The sequence below is a fragment of the Nostoc sp. genome (assembly GCF_036917435.1).
Classification (GTDB): Bacteria; Cyanobacteriota; Cyanobacteriia; order Cyanobacteriales; family Nostocaceae; genus Nostoc.
This window is the reverse complement of sequence record NZ_JBALDM010000033.1, coordinates 200,121-223,631: the sequence shown is the minus strand read 5'-3', so window position 1 is coordinate 223,631 and position 23,511 is coordinate 200,121. Positions and strand designations below refer to the sequence as shown.

The window sequence follows — 23,511 nt, the reverse complement described above, 5'->3', positions numbered from 1 at the left end:
AACTTGCTTGGTGAAAAGCACCGAACAAAAACCTCTCAGATATCCTCTAAACAATGTAAAATTGATATTAGAGCGTAATCAGGGCTTTAACCTTAAATTTATAACTACCAACCTTTAATTATTTACACATACTATAATTTAGATATTTGCTATTTTTCTCAATTAACTCTCAATTAACAAGAATATCGCAAAGACAATTGTAGGCAATTACAGTCCAGACTAGGCATACTGAAAACAGAGAGAAAACTTTAGACCACTCCCTCCAAAATCGAAGTGAAGGTGATTAAGCAACAATGAGACGTAAACCCCCTGGTAGAACGGCTACTACTTCTAAACCCTCTATTTTCCAATCCCCTATGTTTAACCTCTTCACCATCGCAATTATGGGAGGAGTGTTGATTTTGGGGATTGGAATTGGCATTGCTTTTAGTTCTACAACTACGTTAACCCCGTCAAATGTGGCTTCTCGTGAATTTATTGATACTAAAGCACCAAACCCTGAAATTTGTGTGCAGTATGGAGCTAGCGCGATGGTGATGGACGCTAGACTATTTGTTACTCTCAACCCCTTTAATGTTTATGTTGCCCAGCCTAGTATGCGTCCTGGATGTGTGATCCGACAAAATAACTGGGCGCTTTTAGAGCAACGCAAGTTGGTGACATCGGATCAGGTAAATGAGTGCAAAAATCGCCTGAATACCTTTGGATTTACAGGTAACTTAGACAGTGGCCAACCTGATATTAGGTGTATATATCAAAATGAAGCTGCTCAAAACTTCTTTACAGCTCAACCTGGAGCAGTTGGAACACCTCAAGAAACTGATAGATTTTAGAATTGGGCATGGGGCATGGGGCATGGGGCATTGAAGGAATTCTATGCTTATCCTGCCTTCTCTCCCTAGTCCTTAGCGATCGCATCTGCTCGCATCAGATCGTGGTTACTCATCGCGGATAATGGTTAAACCTAAAGCTTTGTAGGCACTCAGCATACTATTAGATACTGTAGGTGCTGTTACAAGGTAAGTCAGGGCATGAATTGACTCCACTAGATAAGGAGCAGCCGTGTCCAATTTTTCTGCTGTCACTAATCCTACTACCTCAGCCGATCCAGCAATCATGGCTCGTTTAACATGGGCTTCGTCTAGGTTAGGCACACTAATCCCAATCTCTGGATGTAAACTGCAAACGCCCAACATACACAAATCTGCACGAATCATCCGTAATGTCTCAATCGTGACAGTACCCACATTTACTAAGGCTTTTTTGTAAAGTTGTCCACCTAACATCACAACCTCTATATGAGGATGTTCTGCTAAAGCAACGGCGATTGGCGGACTATTTGTGATCACTGTCGCTTGCAAATCTAAGGGCAAATGTCGTGTCACTTGGAGAGTTGTCGTACCTCCATCTAAAATCACCACCTGTCCTTTACAAACTAATTTTGCTGCTGTCCGAGCGATCGCTTCCTTTTCTTTAGGCGCTTGCTTTTGGCGATCGGCATAACTAGCGGTGGCTGGGGATTTAAGCAGCGCTCCCCCATGAACACGTTGCAATAATCCAGTTTCTGCTAGTTCTCGCAAGTCTCGCCGAATCGTATCCTCAGAAACCTTCAGAACAGCACTAAGTTCTGTCGAAAGTACCTTTTTATCACGACGCAGAATTTCTAAGATGAATTGTCGTCGTTCAGCAGTTAGCATAATTAATTTTCTTGAAATTGCGTTTTTGAACTTGAAATTGCACGTTTGTGAGTTTATACTTATTGACAAGCAGCAACTTCAATTGAATTCAATCACATTCATGCATGGTTAAATGTATTAATTTTGGCATTTGATGAAACCAGATGGTTCCAAGTGGTTGGTCTTAGCTCCCAATCCCCAGTCCCCAGTTCCCAGTCCCCTTTACTAAATAAACTATGACTATTATTGATACCCAATTTCCAATTGATCTCGGTGCTTACCAATTTTTAGCGCTCAATCCAGCAAATTCAAGCCTCACCGATGAACAGCGAAAGACTTTAAAAGCAAATATTCAACTCTGCCGGGATGCGATCGTCTTTTTTACAGCAACTGGCGCTGCTAGCGGAGTGGGTGGTCATACTGGTGGGCCTTATGATACAGTACCCGAAGTGATGATCCTTGATGCCTTCTTTCGGGGAGCATCGGAGCAATTTGTGCCGATTTTCTTCGATGAGGCAGGACATCGAGTTGCTACCCAATATCTGATGGCAACGTTACATGGTGACTTACCTGCCAAGCAACTTTTACGTTATCGTCAAGCAAATTCCCATTTGCCCGGACATCCCGAACTAGGATTAACCCTTGGCGTGAAATTTAGTTCTGGCCGCCTGGGACATCTTTGGCCTTACATCAATGGTGTGGCGATCGCAAATCCAGGCAAAGCTGTTTTTTGTCTCGGTTCCGATGGCTCACAGCAAGAAGGCAACGATGCTGAAGCTGCTCGCTTGGCGGTTGCTCAACATCTCAACGTCAAGCTGATCATTGATGACAACGATGTAACGATCGCTGGGCATCCTTCTAAATATTTACCTGGTTTCAGCGTCGCCAAAACTTTAGAAGGTCACGGTTTGAAAGTACTTCAGGGAGACGGGGAAGATTTAGACGATTTATACCGTCGCCTCTGTGAAGCTGTGAATACTCCCGGAGCGATCGCTATCATCAATAAACGCCCGATGTGCCCTGGTATTGAAGGTTTAGAAGGCTCAACTCATGGTCATGATGTAATTTCTGTAGATTTAGCAATAAAATATCTAGAATCTCGCGGACAAACTGCGGCGATCGAATACTTGAAGAGTATTGAAAAACCCAAGCAAACATACACATTTCTAGGTTCCAGTGACAAATGGGGCGCTAACCGCAATGTGTTTGGTGAAGCCGTAGTAACTGTCCTTAGTCGGATGAGTGAAGCGGAGCGTAAAGAGAAAGTCAAGGTCATTGATAGCGATCTAGAAGGCTCTTGCGGGTTGAAGAAAATTCACGATACATACCCTGAAATATTTATTTCCTCCGGCATCATGGAACGAGGTAACTTTTCTGCTGCTGCTGGATTCGGCATGGAGAAGGGCAAGCAAGGTATTTTTGGGACTTTCAGCGCCTTCTTAGAAATGTGTATTTCAGAAATCACAATGGCACGGCTAAACTATTCCAATGTCCTATGCCACTTTTCCCATGCAGGTATAGATGACATGGCAGATAACACTTGCCACTTCGGTTTAAACAATATGTTTGCCGACAATGGCTTGGATGATGGCTACGCAACACAGTTGTATTTCCCAGCAGATGTTAATCAAATGACAGCTTGTGTAGAAGCTGTGTTTCATGAGCCTGGATTGCGGTTTATTTTCTCCACCCGTTCCAAAGTTCCCAATATTCAGGACAGCAACGGCAATGACTTATTTGGAACTGGCTACAAATTTGTTCCTGGTAAAGATGAGGTTATCCGAGAGGGAACGCAAGGCTATATCATCAGTTTTGGTGATGCTCTCTACCGTGCCGTTGATGCTGTAGAGCGTCTTAAGCAAGAAGGGCTAGATGTTGGTTTAATTAACAAACCAACTTTAAACATTATTGATGAAGAAATGATTACCAAAATTGGTAATGCTCCTTTTGTCCTTGTAGTAGAAGCCTTCAACCGTCGCACAGGCTTAGGCAGCCGTTTTGGTTCTTGGCTGCTAGAGCGCGGGTTGACTCCCAAATATGCCCATCTTGGAACTCATAAAGAAGGTTGCGGTGGTTTATGGGAACAGTACCCATACCAAGGTATCGATCCAGTGAGCATCATCAACAAGGTGAAGGAGTTAGTTGGGTAGGAAGTGGGGAGTAGGGAGTGGGGAGTAGGGAGGGGGGATTAGGGAGACAAGGGAGAATTATTTAACAAGTTTCTTCCCCAATTCCCAATTCCCAATTCCCAATGCCCAATGCCCAATGCCCCATGCCCTATTTAGTTTTGGGCAAAGGTTGACCAAACTCAATAATCTGGGGATTCGAGACATTGGGGGTTGTTGGAACTGGAAATTCCGACACACCAGAAGGAGGAATGTTATTCAAGTTACTGGGTTGATTTGGGAAAGAAGGAGGGGGAAGAACCAAAGCAGGTTGTTGAGAGGATGTATTCGGAGTTAGGGCAGGTACAGTGACAAAAGGCTGTCCTGAGTTATTAGTAATTGTTGAGGGCAGATCGTTTGATATCGGCGGAATTGTGAGTAAGGGCGCTTGTAAATTAGTAGTAGTTACGGGTAGGTTACTAGGCGGCTGTGGTTTATGTGGTGTTTGAGCTTGTTTCTTAGATGAAGATGGGGAGTTTCCTGGTTTTACGGCAGTAGTTTTACCAGAAAAAACCGGACGTAATACCCAGCGAGTGGAGTTTTTTCGGGAAACGGGTTGCAGTTGTACCTGTTTAGGATTAAAAGCAGTCCCTGGTGCTAAATCTAAGACAATGCGTGTGTCCTTTGCGTTCAGTTGAGAAACGCGAATACTTTTGATTGCTCCAGAATAATTTTGTTGTGTGGTAACTTTGCCCAATTTAGTATTCGGTAAATCTACAACAAGCCGAGATGGTTGGGCTAAGTAGAAATAATGAGGGGTTGTACCTGCTGAGAGAGTGATTTCGAGTTGTTGTGTCTTGGGTGAAAACCGCCAATTATCAAGCTTTGCTACTGGTGTAGCAGCAGTAGTGGAAGTTTCGAGGGCGATCGCTGCACAAAAGCCTAAGCCTAATAGACTGATGTTAAATAGCTGCTTGCGCCATTGGCAAAATTGCCTAGTCTTTAGTCCCTGATTCATTCTTTTTATCTGCTCCATAAAACCCATACAATGCGCTCACATTGGGGTCAAGTCCTCATCCCATAAGGGTTGATTGTTTTGTGTTGTAGTTGAAATCCCCACGCGCATTACATAATCACGAATTACGAATTACGAATTATTTAATTCCCACTCCCCAATTCATAACTTTTGAGATTTATCCTCGGCTTTTTCAGGCACAGCAGTAAATTTAAGAGTTTGTGGAATGCCATTTACGGTTAATTGGCCTGTAATATTACCTTTATCCACAAGTTGCATTTGAATTGTGACTGAGTTCAGAGGATCGTTTTGGGGGCGAGGAATATTACAAAGGATTGATTTGCCAACTTTCCCAGATAAATTTAATTGTTGATTTCTGAAGATGCCTGCCAGAGAGTGCTTTTCGTCAGTATCGGCTTTAGCGTTAGCCGATAATACAGAGGCATTTAAGTAAATACCCGATTGCTGAATATTTAAGGTTAGAGTATCCGATTTTTCACAGTTCGGCAAATTTTCTGACAAAGTTAGACGATAGCGCCCGTTAACTGGCAAAGGAGCCTTAAGATTGTTTTCCCCATAAACACTTACAGTTTTAAACAACACTAGTACTGAAATTATTGATACTCCGTAAAAAGCCAAGGATTTGAACTTGAAATGATTCATAATTTCAATTCCTCAATGGTTGGCTCTTGACGACTAACTTCAGGAAGCATAGAGGCAAGGTGGGCGGTGACTTGACTGTAGCGGCGGGTAATCAACAGGGAAGAACGACATTGGATCGCTAGTTGATCTGTATATCTTCCCAAAGTTTGGCGCTCAATACCCCAAGCGCGGCTAGTACCAGCAATAGTTAAGTCAACAGCTTCTGAGGCTTGAATTACAGCTTGGATTGGTTCTGGGGCTTCGATAATTTTGATTTCAATGCGATCGCGTACACTGGTGGGCAATTGCTCCATCATGGTGTGCAATTCGTAACTCAGTTCTTCCCTAGTATGATTTGCCACTATCTGTAATATCTGCAACGTACAAGTCTCACGATTGATTAACAGTCTCAGAGCTAGTATTAGTGCTAAATCATCATGGATATTTGCAGAATAAGGTACAAGTAAACTTTCTAATCGCTCTTTGCCTTTATCTACAAATACTGCTACATCAACTGGTGCAGTAGTAAGCATTTGTCCGACTCGTCCACCTAAACGATTACTGCTAAAAGCTGGCCGATGCCAGCCCACAAGAATTAAATCAACTTGTTCTAATGTGGCAATTTGTGCTGTTTCGCGGGCAACGTTGCTAGATATGCGAACGATAGGATGCACACAAGAACGAGTTTCTGGCGGTTCGAGAGTATTAATTAATTCTTCTAGCTGGCGGCGGCGCTGGGCAATTAATCGATCTGCTTCAACTGGGGTACTTTCAAAGGCATAGTCTTCTTCAAATTCAATCAGGCTGAGGGGATTAACAATGGCAGGATATCGATAATTGAGAGCTACACCGACGGCGGGCTGCGCTAAAGCTACTGCTAACTGTACTAAACCTTTTTGAGTACTTGGATTAGCCACTGGCACGAGAATTCGGAAAGGATGAGGAGAAGTTTCACCTCCAGCATAGGTGTCTATACCTGTTCCTGCTTCCGATTCCGGTTCTACAACATCTAACCTGATCAGCTTCTTGGGATATGTCCATTCCAGCAGTGGCGAGGTCATGAATGTAGTTACCAATGCCATAATTACCAGCATGGTAAATATTAGGGGGGAAATTACCCCTAACTCTAGACCAATGTTTAGCACTATCAGTTCGGTTAAACCGCGAGTATTCATTAACCAACCAAGTGCCGAGGCTTCCCGTTTACTAATGCCACTAACACGGGCTGCAACATAAGTACCAATATATTTGCCTGCGATCGCCACTCCTAAAACCAAGGCACACAACAGCCACAATTCTGGACGGTTCAACAAGCCAATCTGTGTTTTTAAGCCACTGTAGGCAAAAAATATCGGCAGCAAAAATATCAGGACAAAATCTTCGGTTTTTACAGCCAATTCCCGCACTAAATCTTCATTTTTGGGCATGGCTGCTCCCAGTAAAAATGCCCCAAAAATTAAGTGAATACCAATTAGTTCGGTAATTAATGCCGATGCAACCACTGCCATATAAATCCCAGCTAGCAGCAATTGGCTGAGTCGTCCCGCACGCAGATAATGTTTGGCAAGGCGTTGGAGAAACCAACGTCCCACCGTCAACATTAAGCCGATGTAAACTATGCTGGCGATAACTGTCGGTATCGCACCAGCAAAGTCACCAGTTCTAGCTACTGCGATCGCAACTGCTAACAGACACCAAGCTGTCACATCATCCACGGCTGCACAAGTTAAAGCCAATGTTCCTAAACGCGTTCCTTGTAAATTGTTTTCAGTAATGATTCGCGCCAATACTGGAAAGGCAGTAATAGACATCGCTGCCCCTAAAAACAAAGCAAAAGCGGTGAAGGATACACTAGCATTGGAAACTAGAGGATAAAGGATTACCGCTAGCAATGTTCCTAAAGAAAACGGCACCAAAATGCTGACATGAGAAGTTAAAACTGCTACTTCTAATTGCCCACTGAGATATTTTGGATTTAGTTCTAGTCCAATCAGAAACATAAAAAATATTAGTCCCACCTGAGACAAAACATTTAAAAAAGGAAAAGTTTCTGGTGGAAACAAGGTAACTGCTAAATCGGGAGCGACTAAACCAAATAAGGATGGGCCGAGCATAATCCCGGCAACAATCTCACCAATTACCAGAGGTTGGTTAATAGAACGGAATCCTAGTCCTACTAGCCGTGAAAGTCCAATAACAATCAGTACTTCAACCAGAACGAGAATAACTATGTGCATGGTTTCCTCACAATTAACTATCTGGTTTCTCTCAGATGATTCTTTAAAAAATATAAAATGTCAATTTTGTTAGATATCGTTAAAGTTCAAGCGAATAAGTTAACTCAACCCAGATGTAATTAATATCAGTGAATTTGGATTTAATTTTTTCTTTATATTCGTTTAAGCAGAAAAATTATCATAACTTGTCCCGCGTAATAAAAAGGTAATCAGTGGTGATGCCATAAGTGTAGTAACGACTGCCATAATAACCATTATAGTGAATAGAGTTGGGGTAATTATACCTTGTTCAAGACCGATATTGAGGATGATTAATTCCATCAAACCACGAGCATTCATCAGAGCGCCGATAGTTGCAGATTCACGCCAATTTTCTCCCGCCAATTTTGCAGCCAACATACAAGCAACACCTTTGCCAAGAATTGCGATCGCAATAATTAACAGCGTAATTCCCCACAAAGTAGGTGTGTTGACTAATGCAATTTGAGTATTTAGTCCAGAGAAGACAAAAAATATTGGTAACAAAAAAGAAGTAGTTAAAAACTCAGTATATTGGCGAATTTGTTGGGAAAATTCTCCGCGTGGTGTTATTGCTCCCAGCACGAAAGCACCAAATATTGCATAGATACCTGTGATATCAGTAAACCACGCACAAAACATCAAAATTATCAACATCAAAGTCAAAGTTTGTCTGTTCACACCTACATCACGTTTTGTCATCCGTGTGAATGCTCTCATTAAAGGTTGACCGAGAAAAATTGCAAATAGCACATAGCAAATGCCACCACCAATTGCTAATATCGCAATATTCAGAGAGTTTTTCACACTAGCCAAGACAATCGCCAGCAAACACCAAGCAACTGCATCATCTACCGATGCTGCACCTAAAGCCAAAGTACCGAAACGGGTTTGTGTAAGACCGCGTTCGTAAAGAATCCGAGCTAACATAGGGAATGCTGTAATAGTCATCGATGCACCGAGATACAAAGCCGCTGACCAAGGCATAACTTTGGGTTGAAAGAAATCACCATTGTGATAAAACCAAAAAGATGCGATCGCTCCCAAAATAAAAGGAGTGATAATCCCCGCAGCAGATAGCAAACTTGCACTTTTGATATGATGTTTTAAGAGTTTGGTGTTGAACTCTAAACCAATCAAAAACATATAAATTACTAGCCCAATCTGGCTAATAGCATACAAAATCGACATCGATGGATTGGGTATCTTGAGTCCTACAGCAGTGATTATAGGAAGCTTAGGAAAAAGCCATTGCTGAAAATCTGGTGCAATCAATCCCAAAAGTGATGGCCCTAGCATCACACCTGCAATCATTTCGCAAACAACATCGGTTTGACCAAGATAGCGCCGTCCTAAAATCGTGACGATGCGACAAGTAGCTAAAATAACTGTGAGTTGCAGAAATAGCTGAATAACCAGATCAAAATTCGACATTGCACTTCCTTAATTTGCGTCTCTGCATTGAAGAATCTTTCCAGACTCGCACACAATATATTGCATTCATAATGAAATCGCCAGAGGAAAGTTATTTTTTATACAGCTATTGATGGTAAATAGACCTGTATCGTGGGGGCAATTCATGAATTGCCCCTACGATGGATCTGGTTTTTCAAATCATCTATACTTGGTCTTTCCTATCAATGCGTAAGTCCTAAAAATTTAATTTTTAATAGGGGATATTTTTTTACCCCTAGTAATTTATGTATTAAACAATGTAAATTAACAATTACAGGACTTACGCAAAAAAGTTCTGAATTAGGGGTAATTCATGAATTACCCCTACGACAAATCGGGCTTTTGAGACAATTTTGCGTAAGTCCTAAATTAATGAAATTTTGATAAGTAACAGAAAGCACGTGACATTTCAAAGAATGCTACTTTCGGAGAAGAGGTTCAAAACTTCACAACTTCAAATTCTCCTAGCTGATAGTCTGACTATTTTTTGGGGAGACTGGTTAGATTTACGTGTGAGAATCGTACAAATTGCTGCATCAGGCCTGATATCTCCATTGATATATATTTTAGCTTTTGGTTTAGGTTTGGGTAGTTCTATCAAACCTGGTTCAGGAATTAGTGGTGATTATAATAACTATTTAGAATTCATCTTACCGGGGATGGTAGCGCTGTCTTCGATGACAATTAGCTTCGGTGGAACGACATTTTCGATTTGTGGAGACAGATTATTTACTAAAACCTTCGAGGAATTGTTGTTAACTCCCATACATCCCTTAGCATTGCATATTGGAAAAATGCTAGCGGGAGTAGTGCGAGGGTTGATGACATCTGCTTGCGTGATTTTGGTAGCGGTACTATTGACTGGAAACTGGAATTTCCTCAACCCACTATTTTTACTGTTAGTGGTGCTAAATTGTTCAGTATTTGCTGGATTAGGGGTGATTGTCGGGTTGAGTGTGCGATCGCTAGAATCAGTCGGACTCTACAATAATTTTATAATTATCCCCATGTCATTCTTAGGGGCAACGTTTTTTGACCCTGGTACATTACCAGCAGCCCTGAAAGTCGTAGTTTACCTGTTACCGTTAACCTACGCCAGCATCGGATTGCGTGCGGCTGCCCATTTACCCTTATCCCAGTTTCCTTGGTACAGCATACCAATTTTGCTAGTGATTGCGATCGCACTTTCTCTCTGGGGTGGTTATAAATTCGCTCACCAACAAGATTAAAACCTTACTTAATCACAACCTCTGCTTTAACTGTTGAATTTTCTGTATAACTTTTGATGGTTAATTTTTATCTTGTGGTTTTCGACTCAGCATTATTGAAATGCTGATTGAATTGAGTCATTAGTCATTTGCTTTAACCAAATGACTAATGACCAATGATAAAGGACTAACTAGCTAACAGAGTTTTTTCTAGAGAAGTCCAACGGAAAGAGCGATCGCCACCCCTCTCGATTACTACTCTCACTCGTGGTTCTAGCTGAGGCAAATTCGTTAAATACTCAAGTTCCTCATTAGAAAGAATATGCCCTTCAATAATCCACAAAACCAGCCCCTTTGATTTTGGTGGTAGCTGTTCTAGATGAGAATTGAGAATTGGCGGTAAATAGTACACCTGACCTACTGCCGCACCACTACCAGTACTTTTTTTCCCAAGATGAGGAGGTCTAACTCCATGAATTCTTGTGAGATACGTAGCTACGTCGCCCAGTCCCTTAGCAGTAATGTGGAGGGTGGTATAGCCAGCAGCACGTAGTCGGCGCTGATATCGACCTTCATAACCCCCTTCCAGAGGTGCATACACTCCAAGAGCGCCAAATTTTTCCAGATCGCGGATTAAACCGTTGCCAGTGGTAATTAGTGCCATAGATTTTCGTCTTATCCCACTTAGATATCTCTATTATTTACCCTGAACCGATAGATTAAAAGCATTTTTTTCGGCATTGGGCATGGAGAAAAGACTTATTTAATAATTCCCCCTTCTCCCTTTCATCTCCCCCACTCTTGTACAGACGCGATTCATCGCGTCTCCCCAAAAATAACTCTATAAATTACTAGACAAACATAAATAAATAATTTATATTATTAGATTGTGACCAAAAACGCAAATTAGGTAGACATTTTACTGTCATTCTGAGGTAGTGTTAGCATCAAAAGCTGATGATTTAATCCAAATTGGATAATCTAACTCAGATTGCTCGTAGACTGCTAAACTAAGAAAGCTTTCAGGTCAAAATTGGAACTTATGGATGAACAATCAAAGTCAATCCTAAGCTCCAGAGTCAATTTACTCCTGTGCCTCTGAAAAAGCAGGCGAAATCTTAAACAATGGTTTAAGGTATTTAAGGAAGTAAAACTGAGCAGCAATGTTGGTTTCATGGCATTACGTCAGTCTCAGTTAACGGATACTGGGCGGTAAAAACCGCTTAAGTCCAACTGCAACACGGCAGTAGCCAACCTCCGGGAACCCGTCTACAAGGGCGTACACAAATCGGAAAACCCGCCGACAGCGCTGCCTCCAGAAAGTGCCAGAGCAATTGCTTGGACAAAAGCATTGCTGCACACAGTTTAAAACTGTAGCGCCTTGCATTGATTCCAGAAGTTACTCCTTCCAAACCGGAAGAGAATTGTAGCTGTTCTGGTGATCTATTGAGTGAAGCTAAACAGATTCACCAAGCAGTACGGACACGGTTTGTTGTGTCCCAAAAGCATTTGGATTGGTTTACAGAAACCATTCCAAATTTCGCAGGCTAACCCAGCCTAAACTGATGCGTACAAAGCGTGTCCTCTAGAGTCCAATTCCAAGGTCAGCAAGTAGAAAGGAGAACCAGTTACTGTGTCTGTAGGTATTCTCGGCACCAAGCTGGGCATGACCCAAATATTTGACGAAGCAGGAGTAGCCATTCCTGTGACTGTCATTCAAGCAGGGCCATGCACCGTAACACAAGTTAAAACGAAACAAACCGACGGTTACTTTGCCATTCAAGTTGGTTTTCGCGAAGTTAAACCAAAGGCACTGAACAGACCACTACTGGGTCATTTGGCTAAGTCATCTGCTCCAGCATTGCGTCACCTAAATGAATATCACACTGATAATTCTAGTGATTATGCTTTAGGTCAACAGATTAAAGCAGATATTTTTAGTGTGGGTCAAATTGTCGATGTAGTCGGCACAAGCATCGGTCGCGGCTTTGCGGGAAACCAGAAGCGCAACAACTTTGCTCGTGGGCCTATGTCACACGGTTCCAAAAACCACAGAGCGCCAGGTTCTATTGGTGCTGGTACAACACCAGGACGTGTCTATCCAGGTAAGCGGATGGCAGGGCGTTTAGGTGGTAAACGCATCACAATCCGTAAACTGACCATAGTGCGAGTTGATGCAGAACGCAATTTATTACTAATTAAGGGAGCCATTCCTGGTAAACCAGGCGCTCTAGTAAGTGTTGTACCTGCAAAAGTAGTGGGATAGTCAAAAGTCATTAGTCAAAAGTCATTAGTCAGTAGTCATTGGCTAAGGACAAATGGCAAAAGACAAATGACAGATGACAGATGACAAAGGACAAATAAGAAAGATGGTTGAAAGCGTAGTTAAAAATTGGCAAGGAGAACAGGTCGGCGAGACGACCTTCGAGTTGCGCGTTGCCAAAGAAGAAACAGCGTCTCACATTGTACACCGCGCCTTGGTACGGCAATTGACTAATGCTCGTCAAGGAAATGCGAGTACAAAAACTCGTGCTGAAGTCAGAGGCGGCGGTCGCAAACCTTGGCGACAAAAAGGTACTGGTCGCGCTCGTGCAGGGTCTATTCGTTCACCACTGTGGCGTGGTGGTGGTGTGATCTTTGGGCCAAAGCCCAGAGACTTCGACCTTAAGTTAAACCGCAAAGAGCGACGTTTAGCACTGCGGACAGTATTTGTCAGTCGCATTGAAGACTTAATTGTAGTAGAAGATTTTAGTACCGAGCTATCTCGCCCGAAGACTAAAGACTTAGTAGCAGCACTTGCCCGTTGGGGAGTAGTACCAGAAAGCAAGGCACTGTTAATTTTGTCTGGAATTGCGGATACAGATAATGTTTATTTGTCAGCCCGCAACATTGAAAATTTAAAACTAATTGCAGCCGACCAGTTAAATGTTTTTGATTTACTGCACGCTGACAAAATTGTAGTTACGGCATCAGCCCTAGAAAAAATTCAGGAGGTCTACAGTGCCTAGCTTTGACCCCCGCGACCTTGCCGACTTAGTACGTCGCCCAATAGTCACCGAAAAGGCGACTATCTTGATGGAGCAAAATAAGTACACCTTTGAAGTAATTCCAAAGGCATCTAAGCCAGAAATCAAGGCTGCGATCGAAGACTTATTTCAGGTCAAGGTTGTAAAAGTCAACACCATCTTACCACCACGTAAAAAGCGGCGCGTTGGTAAATTTATCGGTTATAAACCCCAATATAAGCGAGCTATTATTACAGTCGCACCTGGGGATGAAGACAAGATTAGACAAGTTCTATTCCCAGAAGTTTAACAAAGTTATGAGTTAAAAGTTAGGAGTTAGGAGTTAAAAGTTACTAAGCTCAATACTCAACACTCAACACTCAACACTCAAGACTCAGCACGGGCTAAACGCCCCGCTAACGCTATCAGCACTCAGCATTTAAAAATATGGGTACTCGTTCTTATCGCCCTTATACCCCCAGCACTCGCCAAGTTACGGTTTCTGACTTTGCGGAAATTACAAAAACCGAGCCAGAAAAATCCTTAACGACCTCGAAGCATCGCGCCAAAGGTCGGAATAATACCGGGCGGATTACCAGTCGTCGTCGGGGTGGCGGACACAAACAACTTTACCGGATCATCGATTTTAAAAGGGATAAACATAATATTCCTGCCAAAGTCGCAGCAGTTGAATACGATCCAAACCGCAATGCCCGAATTGCCCTTTTGTATTACCAAGATGGCGAAAAACGGTACATCCTTCATCCCAACGGGTTGAAAGTTGGAACAATAATTGTTTCTGGGCCAGAATCTCCCTTTGAAGATGGTAATGCTTTACCTCTCTCAAGGATTCCCTTGGGTACTAGTGTTCACAACGTAGAAATGACTCCTGGCAAAGGTGGTCAGATCGTTCGTGCTGCTGGTGCTAGCGCTCAAGTTGTGGCAAAAGAAGGTGATTATGTAACTCTCAAATTGCCTTCAGGAGAAGTCCGCTTGATTCGACGCGATTGCTACGCCACCATTGGGCAAGTAGGCAACACCGATGCGAGAAACCTGAGTGCAGGTAAAGCTGGACGAAATCGCTGGAAAGGTCGCCGTCCGAAGGTTAGGGGTAGCGTCATGAACCCAGTGGATCACCCACATGGTGGTGGTGAAGGTAGAGCGCCTATCGGTAGATCGGGGCCTGTTACACCTTGGGGTAAACCTACATTGGGCGCGAAGACACGCAATCGCAAAAAACTTAGCAGTAAATTGATTGTGCGTCGTCGTCGTAAGTCTTCTAAACGCGGTCGTGGTGGTCGTGAGTCTTAATCAGTAATGAGTACCGAGTAACGAGTGCTGAGTGGAATTCTCAACACTTAAAACTCAAGACTCAAAACTTAAGACTCAAAACTTGAGAGTCGAAACTTAAAACTCAAAACTCAGCACTAAGAACTCAGCACTTAAAAATATGGGTCGTTCTCTAAAAAAAGGTCCCTTCGTTGCGGATCATCTGCTGAAGAAAATTGAAAAGCTCAACGACAGCAACAGAAAAGAAGTTATTAAAACTTGGTCACGAGCTTCGACAATTTTGCCCCTAATGGTAGGTCATACCATAGCTGTTCACAACGGACGACAACACGTTCCAGTTTTTGTGAATGAACAGATGGTGGGACACAAGTTGGGTGAATTTTCCCCGACACGCACCTACAGGGGTCATGGAAAAAGCGACAAAAAAGCGGGTAGGTAGTCATTAGTTATTAGTCATTAGTCATTAGCTAAAGACAAGTGACAAATGACAAATGACAAATGACAAAATTGGAGAAAATTATGGCTACTAATACTACTGAAGTAAAAGCGATCGCTCGTTTTATCCGCATCTCGGCTTACAAAGTGCGTCGGGTACTCGATCAAATCCGGGGGCGATCGTATCGAGAAGCGTTAATCATCTTAGAATTCATGCCCTATCGCGCCACTGATCCAATATTGAAGGTTCTCAGAAGCGCTGCTGCCAATGCTGAACACAACGCTGGGTTAGATCGGACTCAACTAGTGATTACTCAAGCTTACGCCGATCAAGGGCCGCCGTTGAAGCGGTTCCAACCAAGAGCGCAAGGTCGAGCTTACCAAATTCGCAAACCGACGTGTCATATTACTGTGGCTGTTGCAGCCGCTCCAGAAAAATAAGCACGTTTACACGAATAAATTGCGTAAAGTAAGAAATTTTAGAGGAAGCATTCGTGGGACAGAAAATTCATCCAGTTGGTTTTCGCCTGGGTATTACACATGAACATCAATCGCGCTGGTTTGCTGTTCCTGACCGTTATCCAGAACTTTTACAAGAAGACTATAAACTCCGTCAATACATAGAACAAAAGCTGGGCAGACAGGCTCAAAACAACGCCGGTATTTCCGAAGTGCGGATTGAGCGCAAAGCCGACCAAATCGACTTAGAAGTACGCACAGCTAGACCCGGTGTAGTAGTAGGACGTGGTGGACAAGGTATTGAATCCTTGCGTACCGGACTCCAAGGACTGTTGGGTAGTAATCGCCAAATTCGCATTAACGTAGTTGAAGTTCAACGAGTTGATGCAGATGCTTACCTAATTGCTGAATACATTGCTCAACAATTGGAACGTCGGGTTTCCTTTCGGCGGGTAGTGCGGCAATCGATTCAGCGTGCCCAACGCGCTGGTGTCCAAGGGATTAAAATCCAAGTCAGCGGCCGTCTCAACGGTGCAGAAATTGCCCGGACAGAATGGACTCGTGAAGGTAGAGTACCTTTACATACCTTACGGGCTGACATTGACTACTCTTATTGCACTGCAAAAACTGTTTACGGTATTTTGGGCATCAAAGTTTGGGTCTTTAAAGGAGAAATTATTCCTGGACAGGAACCAGAGCCGCTACCACCAGCAAGCCGCGATCGCGAACGTGATCCCCGCGATCGCGATCGTGAACCCCGTCGCCGTCAACAACAACGTCGTCGCCAGCAATTTGAAGACCGCTCAAATGAAGGATAAATGGGAATGGGGCATGGCGCATGGGGCATTGTCAATTTTCAATGCCCAATGCCCAATGCCCAATGCCCAATGCCCAGTACCTAGTAGCCAATCATGTTAAGCCCTAGAAGAACTAAATTCCGCAAACAACAGCGCGGACGGATGGAGGGACTAGCCACCCGTGGTAGCACCCTCAACTTCGGTGATTTTGCACTCCAAGCACAAGAACCTGCTTGGATTACCTCCCGGCAAATCGAGGCTTCTCGTCGGGCAATGACTCGTTATATTCGTCGGGGTGGACAAATCTGGATTCGGATTTTCCCTGATAAACCAGTAACCATGCGTCCTGCTGAAACCCGGATGGGTTCCGGTAAAGGTAATCCAGAGTTTTGGGTAGCGGTAGTCAAGCCAGGACGGATTTTGTTTGAAATCGGCGGAGTGACTGAAGAAATCGCCCGGGAAGCTATGCGTTTAGCTTCATTTAAACTGCCTATAAAAACCAAGTTTATTATGCGCCCTAAACCACAGGAGCAGGAGTAACTTATGCCTCTTCCCAAGATTTCAGAAGCTAGAGAATTAAGTGACGAAAAGCTCTCTGATGAAATTGTCGCCATCAAAAGACAACTATTTCAGTTGCGCTTGCAAAAAGCGACAAGACAATTAGAAAAGCCCCACCAGTTCAGACAGACTCGACATCGCCTAGCCCAATTGCTGACATTAGAAACAGAACGCAAACGGGCAGCAAGTCAATCGGCTAAAGAAAAAAAGTAGGAGATTATGGCAGTTAAAGAACGAGTTGGCTTGGTAGTGAGCGATAAAATGCAAAAAACTGTGGTAGTTGCCATAGAAAACCGCGCTCCTCACCCCAAGTACGGCAAGATTGTGGTTAACACCCAACGATATAAAGTTCACGACGAAGAAAATAAGTGTAAAGTAGGCGATCGCGTTCGCATTCAGGAAACTAGACCCCTGAGCAAAACCAAGCGCTGGAAAATCACAGAAGTCTTGAACGTCAAGCCCGCTTAAACCTCATCGTTGTTAGAAATTAACAACACCACAAGGGAGAATAATTGTGATTCAACCCCAGACTTACCTGAATGTTGCTGATAATAGCGGCGCTCGTAAACTAATGTGCATCCGCATCTTAGGTGGAGGCAACCGCCGTTATGGTTTTATCGGTGATAAAATTATCGCCGTTGTCAAAGATGCTACACCCAACATGGCTGTTAAAAAGTCTGATGTTGTGGAAGCAGTAATTGTCCGCACTCGTAAAGCCGTATCTCGTGACAGTGGCATGAGTATTCGCTTTGATGATAACGCTGCTGTGATTATCAACAAAGACGGTAATCCTAGAGGCACACGGGTTTTTGGCCCAGTTGCTCGGGAACTGCGCGATAAAAACTTTACCAAAATTGTTTCTCTGGCTCCGGAGGTGCTTTAATGGCAACCAAACAAGGTACGCCCAAAGTATTCCACAAAATGCACGTTAAAACTGGCGACACCGTACAAGTGATTGCTGGCAAAGACAAAGGAAAAATTGGTGAAATTGTCCAGGCACTTCCCCAACTGAGTAAAGTCATCGTCAAAGGTGTCAACATTAAAACAAAGCACGTCAAACCCCAGCAAGAAGGGGAATCAGGGCGGATTATCACCCAAGAATTCCCAATTCATAGCTCCAACGTGATGCTTTATTCAACAAAGCAAAATGTTGCCAGTCGTATTTGTTATACCTTTACTTCAGAAGGGAAAAAAGTCAGAAAACTTAAAAAAACTGGCGAAATTCTGGATAAATAGTCATTAGTCATTGGTCATTAGTCATTAGTAATAAAGACAAGCGACAAATAACAAAGGACAATAAAAGTTCCCTGACCAAGCCCAGGGATATCAGGACAAAAAACTATGCCGGCAACAAGACTCAAAAGCTTATATCAAGAGACAATCGTCCCCAAACTGATCAATCAGTTTCAATATACCAACGTTCATCAAGTACCGAAGTTGGTAAAGGTTACTATTAACCGAGGTTTGGGTGAAGCTGCTCAAAACGCCAAGTCGCTGGAAGCATCCATCAACGAAATTGCGCTTGTCACCGGTCAAAAACCAGTGGTAACGCGGGCGAAAAAGGCGATCGCTGGCTTTAAGATTCGTCAAGGGATGCCCGTTGGGATCATGGTTACTCTGAGAGCCGAACGGATGTATGCCTTTTTCGATCGGCTGGTTAGCCTATCACTGCCCAGAATTCGAGATTTTCGTGGCGTTAGCCCTAAAAGCTTTGACGGACGGGGTAACTATACTCTGGGTGTAAGAGAACAGCTAATTTTTCCAGAAGTCGAATACGACAGCGTTGATCAAGTGCGTGGGATGGATATTTCCATCATCACCACAGCAAAAAACGACGAAGAGGGTCGCGCCTTACTTAAAGAATTAGGAATGCCCTTTCGCGATCAGTAAGTTCATCAATAGAGGGAACGATGGCGGCTAACGACACAATTGCAGATATGCTGACGCGCATCCGCAATGCCAACCTGGCGCGGCATCAAACTACACAAGTGCCAGCTACAAAAATGACCCGCAGCATTGCCAAAGTGCTACGGGAGGAAGGCTTTATTGCTGAAATCGAAGAAGCAGAAGAAGGGGTAAAACACAACCTAGTGATTTCCCTGAAATATAAAGGTAAGAATCGTCAGCCTCTAATCACCGCCTTAAAGCGAGTGAGTAAGCCAGGCTTGCGTGTTTACTCCAACAGAAAAGAATTACCAAGAGTACTAGGCGGTATTGGCATTGCCATTATTTCTACATCCAGTGGGATTATGACTGACCGCGAAGCGCGTCGTCAAAACTTGGGTGGTGAAGTGCTTTGTTACGTTTGGTAGTCATTGGTCATTAGTCATTTGTCATTAGTCATTGGTCATTTGTCTTAAGCAAAGGACAAAAGACAAAGGATAAATAACAAAAGGCAAAGGACAAAGGACAAATAACAAAGTACAAAGGACAAAAAGTAATGTCTCGTATTGGTAAACGTCCAATTACTATTCCCGCCAAAGTTCAAGTGGCGATCGATGGTACGAATATTGTAGTGAAAGGGCCGAAAGGAGAACTTTCTCGCACTCTCAGAGATAATATCTCACTCCTTCAAGAGGGAGAAATATTACACGTAAATCGTCGGGATGAAACTCGGACATCGAAGCAACTGCACGGCTTGAGCCGCACTTTAGTTGCCAACATGGTTGAGGGAGTATCCCTTGGTTTTCAGCGCCGTTTGGAAATCCAAGGTGTTGGTTACAGGGCACAACTTCAAGGACGTAACCTAGTTTTAAACATGGGTTATAGCCATCAGGTGCAAATTGAACCACCCGAAGGAATTCAGTTTGCTGTAGAAGGTACCACTAACGTAATTGTTAGCGGTTACGACAAAGAAATCGTAGGCAACACAGCCGCAAAAATTCGCGCCGTTCGTCCACCAGAACCTTACAAAGGTAAAGGTATTCGCTATGCCGGTGAAGTGGTAAGACGGAAGGCTGGTAAGACTGGTAAGGGTGGTAAGAAGTAGAATGAAACTTACTCGTAGAGAATCAAAAAACCGTCGTCATCGCCGGGTTCGTGGTAAAGTTGTTGGCTCCCCAGAACGTCCGCGTTTAGCGGTATTCCGTTCTAATGAGCATATTTATGCCCAGGTAATTGATGACAGTCAGCATCAAACCATAGTGGCAGCATCGACTTTAGAACCAGATTTGAAATCTAGTTTAGCCTCAGGTGCAAACCGCGATGCATCGGTGCAAGTTGGTAAATTGATCGCAGTGCGATCGCTAGAAAAAGGTATCACCAAAGTAGTCTTCGATCGCGGTGGTAACTTATATCATGGTCGTGTCAAAGCCCTAGCTGATGCAGCCCGCGAAGCTGGTTTAGATTTCTAAAGTCATTGGTCATTAGTCATTAGTCATTGGACAAATGACAAAAGACAAATGACAAATGACAACTGACAAATGACGTTCACCAGAGCATAAATTATGGCAACAGAGCGTAAAAGTAGAACAAAGCGTGCCAAAAAAGAAGAAACTACTTGGCAAGAGCGGGTTATCCAAATCCGCCGCGTAAGCAAGGTCGTCAAAGGCGGTAAAAAACTTAGCTTTCGAGCGATCGTTGTTGTAGGTAACGAACGCGGTCAAGTTGGTGTCGGAGTAGGCAAAGCTTCAGATGTAATCGGCGCAGTCAAAAAAGGCGTAGCCGACGGCAAAAAACACTTAATTGATGTCCCAATCACCAAATCCAACTCCATCCCCCATCCAATTGATGGTGTCGGTGGCGGTGCAAAAGTGATTATGCGTCCAGCCTCACCGGGTACTGGAGTAATTGCGGGTGGTGCTGTGCGGACTGTCTTGGAATTGGCAGGAGTTCGTAACGTCTTAGCCAAGCAACTTGGTTCCAACAATCCGCTCAATAATGCTAGAGCAGCAGTGAATGCTTTATCTACATTGCGGACTCTTTCTGAAGTAGCCGAAGATCGCGGTATTCCTATTCAAAATCTCTACATCTAACTAGTCATTAGTCATTGGTCATTAGTCATTAGTGAATGACAAAGGACAAATGACAAATGACAAATGACAAAAGAAAAATGACAACTTGGTAACTTATGAGACTCCATGATGTTAAGCCGCAAAAAGGCTCAAAGAAACGCAAAAAGCGTGTAGCCAGAGGTATTTCTGCCGGTCAAGGCGCTAGTGCTGGTCTAGGTATGCGGGGTCAAAAATCTCGTTCTGGTAGCGGTACTCGACCCGGTTTTGAAGGTGGTCAACAGCCATTGTACCGTCGCTTACCTAAGCTGAAGGGCTTTCCGATTATTAATCAGAAGATTTACACTACGATTAATGTAGAGAAGCTCGCCTCCCTTCCCGCTAATACCGAAGTCACTTTGGCCTCATTGAGAGCAGCAGGTATCCTAACTGCCGCGAAGGGGCCATTGAAAGTTTTAGGTAACGGGGAATTGAGTACTCCACTCAAGGTACAAGCGGCAGCTTTCACAGGTACAGCTCGTAGCAAAATTGAGGCAGCTGGTGGTAGTTGTGAAGTCTTATGAGTGAGCCGGAACAGCGCACTTAAATGGAAGCCAACTCGCTGTCAGCGCCTGGTTCACTATAAAGGTAGCACTCTATGATCAGTCGAGACAAAGCCCCAACGGCTCAAGAAACTTTTATGCAGATGGCACAAGCAGCCGGGCTTAGAGGTAGGCTGCTTGTAACTGTCGGTGTTTTGATTTTGGTTCGCCTGGGCATCTACTTGCCAGTACCAGGGATTGATAGACCTAGATTTACGGAAGCCATATCGGGCAATAATTCTATATTCGGTTTACTGGATATATTTTCCGGGCGAGGGCTTTCGACTTTAGGCGTTTTTGCTTTAGGGATTTTACCCTTTATTAATGCGTCTATTATCATCCAATTGCTCACCGCAGCGATTCCATCTTTAGAAAATTTACAGAAAAATGAAGGCGAAGCAGGCCGGCGGAAAATATCGCAAATTACCCGCTATGTAACTGTGTGTTGGGCAATTCTCCAAAGTACAGCTTTTTCGGCATTATTCCTCCAGCAATTTGCCTTAAATCCAGGGCCAATCTTTGTAGCTGAAACTGCGATCGCTCTGACGGCTGGTTCTATGTTTGTAATGTGGGCATCAGAACTCATTACAGAGCGTGGGATTGGGAATGGCGCATCATTGTTGATTTTTGTCAACATTGTCGCATCATTACCAAAAGCTTTAGGCGATACTATCGATTTGGTGCAAGTCGGCGGTCGGGAAACAGTCGGTCGTGTCATCGTACTAATCCTAGTTTTCCTGGCAACCATTGTTGGTATTGTGGTTGTCCAAGAAGGAATGCGCCGCATCCCGATTATTTCGGCTCGTCGCCAAGTAGGTCGCCGAGTTTTGGCAGAGCAACGGAGCTTTTTACCATTGCGGCTAAATCAAGGCGGCGTAATGCCAATTATCTTTGCCGCAGCCATCCTCAGTTTGCCACTGCTGATTGCAAATTTCGCCAAGAATGCTGAATTGGCAAATATAATTAACACTTATTTGAGTCCAAGCGGTTCTGGCTCTTGGGTCTATGCCTTGGTTTACATGATTTCCATCATTTTCTTCAGCTACTTCTATTCTTCGTTGATTCTCAACCCGGTAGATGTAGCGCAGAATTTGAAGAAAATGGGTTCTAGTATTCCTGGCATTCGTCCCGGAAAAGCGACTAGTGAGTATATCGAGCGCGTATCAAACCGACTCACCTTTTTGGGCGCTATCTTTTTGGGCTTGGTTGCGATTATTCCAACCGGTGTAGAAAGTGCTTTAGGAGTACCCACATTTAAGGGATTAGGTGCTACCTCTCTGTTAATTTTAGTGGGCGTGGCGATTGATACAGCGAGACAAATCCAGACTTACGTGATCTCTCAGCGCTATGAAGGAATGGTGAAACAATAGTGACGCGACTAATCTTCTTGGGGCCACCTGGGGCTGGTAAAGGAACACAAGCTCAAGCATTGGCGGAACACTTGAATATTCCCCATATTTCTACTGGGGAAATATTAAGACAAGCCATGAAAGAGCAAACTCCTTTGGGAATCAAGGCTCAAAACTATGTAAATAGCGGTGAGTTAGTTCCTGACCAACTAGTGCAGGACTTGGTACAGGAGCGCCTCAACCAACCAGATGCAGAAAATGGTTGGATTCTTGATGGTTTTCCCCGCAAAGTGACGCAAGGGGCTTTTCTAGAAGAATTGCTGGAAACAATACATCAGAGTGGTGAAAGGGTAGTCAATCTCGATGCACCCGATGATGTTGTGGTAGAGCGTTTGCTAGCTAGAGGGCGAAAAGATGATACCGAAGAGGTAATTCGTCGGCGATTACAAGTGTACCGCGATGAAACTGCGCCTTTAATTGATTATTATCGCGATCGCCAAAAACTTTTAACAGTAAACGGCAATCAGTCCCAAGAAGAAGTCACTATTGAGCTACAAAAGGTAATTGCTTGAAGATGAGGGGGATGAGGGAGATGAGGGAGATAAATACCCAATGCCCAATGCCCCCTCCAAAGAAAGAGATCAATTTTAGCTAAGATATATTAATAAACTATTGATATATTTCTTTAAATGTGTTCTCTTGCAGATGAAGTGCTGCAACTAAACACGAAA

29 protein-coding genes are annotated in these 23,511 nt (G+C 43.6%); 23 read left to right on the top strand and 6 right to left on the bottom strand.

Features of this window, described 5'->3' with window-relative positions; translation table 11 throughout:
- Positions 1-293 precede the first annotated feature (293 nt).
- On the top strand, positions 294-833 hold the full coding sequence (locus tag V7K98_RS15500; RefSeq protein ID WP_335023233.1) for a DUF3172 domain-containing protein: 540 nt from the start codon (positions 294-296) through the stop codon (positions 831-833).
- Positions 834-938: 105 nt separating this feature from the next.
- Here V7K98_RS15500 and V7K98_RS15495 read toward each other — a convergent pair whose 3' ends face one another.
- Entirely contained in the window at positions 939-1,697 is a 759-nt protein-coding gene (locus V7K98_RS15495) for a DeoR/GlpR family DNA-binding transcription regulator (protein WP_334826970.1), read from the bottom strand.
- 215 nt (positions 1,698-1,912) lie between these two features.
- On the opposite strand from V7K98_RS15495, the gene V7K98_RS15490 reads away from it, so the two are divergent.
- Positions 1,913-3,826 (top strand): transketolase C-terminal domain-containing protein, encoded by a 1,914-nt coding sequence (locus V7K98_RS15490; protein ID WP_335023231.1) that lies wholly within the window; start codon positions 1,913-1,915, stop codon positions 3,824-3,826.
- Between the two features lie 127 nt (positions 3,827-3,953).
- Here V7K98_RS15490 and V7K98_RS15485 read toward each other — a convergent pair whose 3' ends face one another.
- The 4 genes from V7K98_RS15485 to V7K98_RS15470 form a co-directional block, all read right to left on the bottom strand.
- Complete coding sequence (locus V7K98_RS15485) at positions 3,954-4,799, bottom strand: AMIN domain-containing protein (RefSeq protein ID WP_335023229.1); 846 nt, start codon at positions 4,797-4,799, stop codon at positions 3,954-3,956.
- 159 nt (positions 4,800-4,958) lie between these two features.
- Positions 4,959-5,459, bottom strand: coding sequence for a hypothetical protein (locus V7K98_RS15480; RefSeq protein WP_335023227.1), 501 nt, complete (start codon positions 5,457-5,459; stop codon positions 4,959-4,961).
- Positions 5,456-7,675, bottom strand: coding sequence for a cation:proton antiporter (locus V7K98_RS15475; protein WP_335023225.1), 2,220 nt, complete (start codon positions 7,673-7,675; stop codon positions 5,456-5,458). Before V7K98_RS15475 ends, V7K98_RS15480 begins: the two co-directional genes overlap by 4 nt.
- A gap of 162 nt (positions 7,676-7,837) precedes the next feature.
- On the bottom strand, positions 7,838-9,127 hold the full coding sequence (locus V7K98_RS15470) for a cation:proton antiporter (protein ID WP_335023223.1): 1,290 nt from the start codon (positions 9,125-9,127) through the stop codon (positions 7,838-7,840).
- Between the two features lie 422 nt (positions 9,128-9,549).
- On the opposite strand from V7K98_RS15470, the gene V7K98_RS15465 reads away from it, so the two are divergent.
- Entirely contained in the window at positions 9,550-10,377 is an 828-nt protein-coding gene (locus V7K98_RS15465) for an ABC transporter permease (RefSeq protein WP_335023221.1), read from the top strand.
- Positions 10,378-10,543: 166 nt separating this feature from the next.
- Here V7K98_RS15465 and V7K98_RS15460 read toward each other — a convergent pair whose 3' ends face one another.
- Entirely contained in the window at positions 10,544-11,020 is a 477-nt protein-coding gene (locus V7K98_RS15460) for an NAD(P)H-quinone oxidoreductase subunit N (RefSeq protein ID WP_335023219.1), read from the bottom strand.
- Positions 11,021-11,989: 969 nt separating this feature from the next.
- On the opposite strand from V7K98_RS15460, the gene rplC reads away from it, so the two are divergent.
- The 20 genes from rplC to V7K98_RS15360 all read left to right on the top strand — a co-directional run bounded on the left by rplC (position 11,990) and on the right by V7K98_RS15360 (position 23,352).
- Entirely contained in the window at positions 11,990-12,622 is a 633-nt protein-coding gene (rplC, locus tag V7K98_RS15455) for a 50S ribosomal protein L3 (protein WP_335023217.1), read from the top strand.
- Positions 12,623-12,725: 103 nt separating this feature from the next.
- A complete protein-coding gene (rplD, locus tag V7K98_RS15450) occupies positions 12,726-13,364 on the top strand; it encodes a 50S ribosomal protein L4 (RefSeq protein ID WP_335023440.1) in 639 nt (212 codons plus the stop codon).
- Positions 13,357-13,671: a 50S ribosomal protein L23 gene (locus tag V7K98_RS15445; RefSeq protein WP_179068331.1), complete on the top strand. Its 315-nt coding sequence runs from the start codon at positions 13,357-13,359 to the stop codon at positions 13,669-13,671. The genes rplD and V7K98_RS15445 overlap by 8 nt, the downstream gene beginning before the upstream one ends.
- A 137-nt stretch (positions 13,672-13,808) precedes the next feature.
- The gene (gene rplB, locus V7K98_RS15440) at positions 13,809-14,672 is read left to right on the top strand and encodes a 50S ribosomal protein L2 (protein WP_335023215.1); all 864 of its coding nucleotides are present in this window, start codon (positions 13,809-13,811) and stop codon (positions 14,670-14,672) included.
- Between the two features lie 139 nt (positions 14,673-14,811).
- Positions 14,812-15,090 carry a 30S ribosomal protein S19 gene (gene rpsS / locus V7K98_RS15435; RefSeq protein WP_196518345.1) on the top strand — a complete coding sequence of 93 codons (279 nt, stop codon included), beginning with the start codon at positions 14,812-14,814 and terminating at the stop codon, positions 15,088-15,090.
- A gap of 80 nt (positions 15,091-15,170) precedes the next feature.
- Positions 15,171-15,527, top strand: coding sequence for a 50S ribosomal protein L22 (gene rplV / locus V7K98_RS15430; protein WP_265272229.1), 357 nt, complete (start codon positions 15,171-15,173; stop codon positions 15,525-15,527).
- Positions 15,528-15,580: 53 nt separating this feature from the next.
- The gene (gene rpsC, locus V7K98_RS15425) at positions 15,581-16,363 is read left to right on the top strand and encodes a 30S ribosomal protein S3 (RefSeq protein ID WP_334835599.1); all 783 of its coding nucleotides are present in this window, start codon (positions 15,581-15,583) and stop codon (positions 16,361-16,363) included.
- Positions 16,364-16,456: 93 nt separating this feature from the next.
- Positions 16,457-16,882, top strand: a complete 426-nt coding sequence (gene rplP / locus V7K98_RS15420) for a 50S ribosomal protein L16 (protein WP_334834775.1) — start codon at positions 16,457-16,459, stop codon at positions 16,880-16,882.
- Between the two features lie 3 nt (positions 16,883-16,885).
- Positions 16,886-17,113 carry a 50S ribosomal protein L29 gene (rpmC, locus tag V7K98_RS15415; protein WP_335023212.1) on the top strand — a complete coding sequence of 76 codons (228 nt, stop codon included), beginning with the start codon at positions 16,886-16,888 and terminating at the stop codon, positions 17,111-17,113.
- Between the two features lie 6 nt (positions 17,114-17,119).
- Positions 17,120-17,368 (top strand): 30S ribosomal protein S17, encoded by a 249-nt coding sequence (rpsQ, locus tag V7K98_RS15410; RefSeq protein ID WP_094328457.1) that lies wholly within the window; start codon positions 17,120-17,122, stop codon positions 17,366-17,368.
- 46 nt (positions 17,369-17,414) lie between these two features.
- Entirely contained in the window at positions 17,415-17,783 is a 369-nt protein-coding gene (gene rplN / locus V7K98_RS15405) for a 50S ribosomal protein L14 (RefSeq protein WP_069070772.1), read from the top strand.
- Positions 17,783-18,136, top strand: a complete 354-nt coding sequence (gene rplX / locus V7K98_RS15400) for a 50S ribosomal protein L24 (protein ID WP_335023210.1) — start codon at positions 17,783-17,785, stop codon at positions 18,134-18,136. Before rplN ends, rplX begins: the two co-directional genes overlap by 1 nt.
- 105 nt (positions 18,137-18,241) lie before the next feature.
- Positions 18,242-18,790 (top strand): 50S ribosomal protein L5, encoded by a 549-nt coding sequence (gene rplE, locus V7K98_RS15395; RefSeq protein ID WP_334834777.1) that lies wholly within the window; start codon positions 18,242-18,244, stop codon positions 18,788-18,790.
- A gap of 20 nt (positions 18,791-18,810) precedes the next feature.
- Positions 18,811-19,212 carry a 30S ribosomal protein S8 gene (gene rpsH / locus V7K98_RS15390; protein ID WP_012410712.1) on the top strand — a complete coding sequence of 134 codons (402 nt, stop codon included), beginning with the start codon at positions 18,811-18,813 and terminating at the stop codon, positions 19,210-19,212.
- Between the two features lie 128 nt (positions 19,213-19,340).
- Entirely contained in the window at positions 19,341-19,889 is a 549-nt protein-coding gene (gene rplF / locus V7K98_RS15385; RefSeq protein WP_335023208.1) for a 50S ribosomal protein L6, read from the top strand.
- 1 nt (position 19,890) lies between these two features.
- On the top strand, positions 19,891-20,253 hold the full coding sequence (gene rplR / locus V7K98_RS15380; RefSeq protein ID WP_094328454.1) for a 50S ribosomal protein L18: 363 nt from the start codon (positions 19,891-19,893) through the stop codon (positions 20,251-20,253).
- 93 nt (positions 20,254-20,346) lie between these two features.
- Complete coding sequence (gene rpsE, locus V7K98_RS15375; protein ID WP_334730166.1) at positions 20,347-20,874, top strand: 30S ribosomal protein S5; 528 nt, start codon at positions 20,347-20,349, stop codon at positions 20,872-20,874.
- A 95-nt stretch (positions 20,875-20,969) separates the two neighbouring features.
- Positions 20,970-21,413 (top strand): 50S ribosomal protein L15, encoded by a 444-nt coding sequence (rplO, locus tag V7K98_RS15370; RefSeq protein ID WP_335023206.1) that lies wholly within the window; start codon positions 20,970-20,972, stop codon positions 21,411-21,413.
- Positions 21,414-21,487: 74 nt separating this feature from the next.
- Complete coding sequence (gene secY, locus V7K98_RS15365; RefSeq protein WP_174708100.1) at positions 21,488-22,801, top strand: preprotein translocase subunit SecY; 1,314 nt, start codon at positions 21,488-21,490, stop codon at positions 22,799-22,801.
- On the top strand, positions 22,801-23,352 hold the full coding sequence (locus tag V7K98_RS15360; protein ID WP_335023204.1) for an adenylate kinase: 552 nt from the start codon (positions 22,801-22,803) through the stop codon (positions 23,350-23,352). Before secY ends, V7K98_RS15360 begins: the two co-directional genes overlap by 1 nt.
- The last annotated feature ends 159 nt before the right edge of the window (positions 23,353-23,511 follow it).

Coding starts and splice junctions, on each gene's coding strand:
- V7K98_RS15500 (WP_335023233.1), top strand. CDS start 294: ATGAGACGTAAACCCCCTGGTAGAACGGCTACTACTTCTAAACCCTCT.
- V7K98_RS15495 (WP_334826970.1), bottom strand. CDS start 1,697: ATGCTAACTGCTGAACGACGACAATTCATCTTAGAAATTCTGCGTCGT.
- V7K98_RS15490 (WP_335023231.1), top strand. CDS start 1,913: ATGACTATTATTGATACCCAATTTCCAATTGATCTCGGTGCTTACCAA.
- V7K98_RS15485 (WP_335023229.1), bottom strand. CDS start 4,799: ATGAATCAGGGACTAAAGACTAGGCAATTTTGCCAATGGCGCAAGCAG.
- V7K98_RS15480 (WP_335023227.1), bottom strand. CDS start 5,459: ATGAATCATTTCAAGTTCAAATCCTTGGCTTTTTACGGAGTATCAATA.
- V7K98_RS15475 (WP_335023225.1), bottom strand. CDS start 7,675: ATGCACATAGTTATTCTCGTTCTGGTTGAAGTACTGATTGTTATTGGA.
- V7K98_RS15470 (WP_335023223.1), bottom strand. CDS start 9,127: ATGTCGAATTTTGATCTGGTTATTCAGCTATTTCTGCAACTCACAGTT.
- V7K98_RS15460 (WP_335023219.1), bottom strand. CDS start 11,020: ATGGCACTAATTACCACTGGCAACGGTTTAATCCGCGATCTGGAAAAA.
- rplD (WP_335023440.1), top strand. CDS start 12,726: ATGGTTGAAAGCGTAGTTAAAAATTGGCAAGGAGAACAGGTCGGCGAG.
- rplB (WP_335023215.1), top strand. CDS start 13,809: ATGGGTACTCGTTCTTATCGCCCTTATACCCCCAGCACTCGCCAAGTT.
- rpsS (WP_196518345.1), top strand. CDS start 14,812: ATGGGTCGTTCTCTAAAAAAAGGTCCCTTCGTTGCGGATCATCTGCTG.
- rplV (WP_265272229.1), top strand. CDS start 15,171: ATGGCTACTAATACTACTGAAGTAAAAGCGATCGCTCGTTTTATCCGC.
- rplP (WP_334834775.1), top strand. CDS start 16,457: ATGTTAAGCCCTAGAAGAACTAAATTCCGCAAACAACAGCGCGGACGG.
- rpmC (WP_335023212.1), top strand. CDS start 16,886: ATGCCTCTTCCCAAGATTTCAGAAGCTAGAGAATTAAGTGACGAAAAG.
- rpsQ (WP_094328457.1), top strand. CDS start 17,120: ATGGCAGTTAAAGAACGAGTTGGCTTGGTAGTGAGCGATAAAATGCAA.
- rplX (WP_335023210.1), top strand. CDS start 17,783: ATGGCAACCAAACAAGGTACGCCCAAAGTATTCCACAAAATGCACGTT.
- rplE (WP_334834777.1), top strand. CDS start 18,242: ATGCCGGCAACAAGACTCAAAAGCTTATATCAAGAGACAATCGTCCCC.
- rpsH (WP_012410712.1), top strand. CDS start 18,811: ATGGCGGCTAACGACACAATTGCAGATATGCTGACGCGCATCCGCAAT.
- rplF (WP_335023208.1), top strand. CDS start 19,341: ATGTCTCGTATTGGTAAACGTCCAATTACTATTCCCGCCAAAGTTCAA.
- rplR (WP_094328454.1), top strand. CDS start 19,891: ATGAAACTTACTCGTAGAGAATCAAAAAACCGTCGTCATCGCCGGGTT.
- rpsE (WP_334730166.1), top strand. CDS start 20,347: ATGGCAACAGAGCGTAAAAGTAGAACAAAGCGTGCCAAAAAAGAAGAA.
- rplO (WP_335023206.1), top strand. CDS start 20,970: ATGAGACTCCATGATGTTAAGCCGCAAAAAGGCTCAAAGAAACGCAAA.
- secY (WP_174708100.1), top strand. CDS start 21,488: ATGATCAGTCGAGACAAAGCCCCAACGGCTCAAGAAACTTTTATGCAG.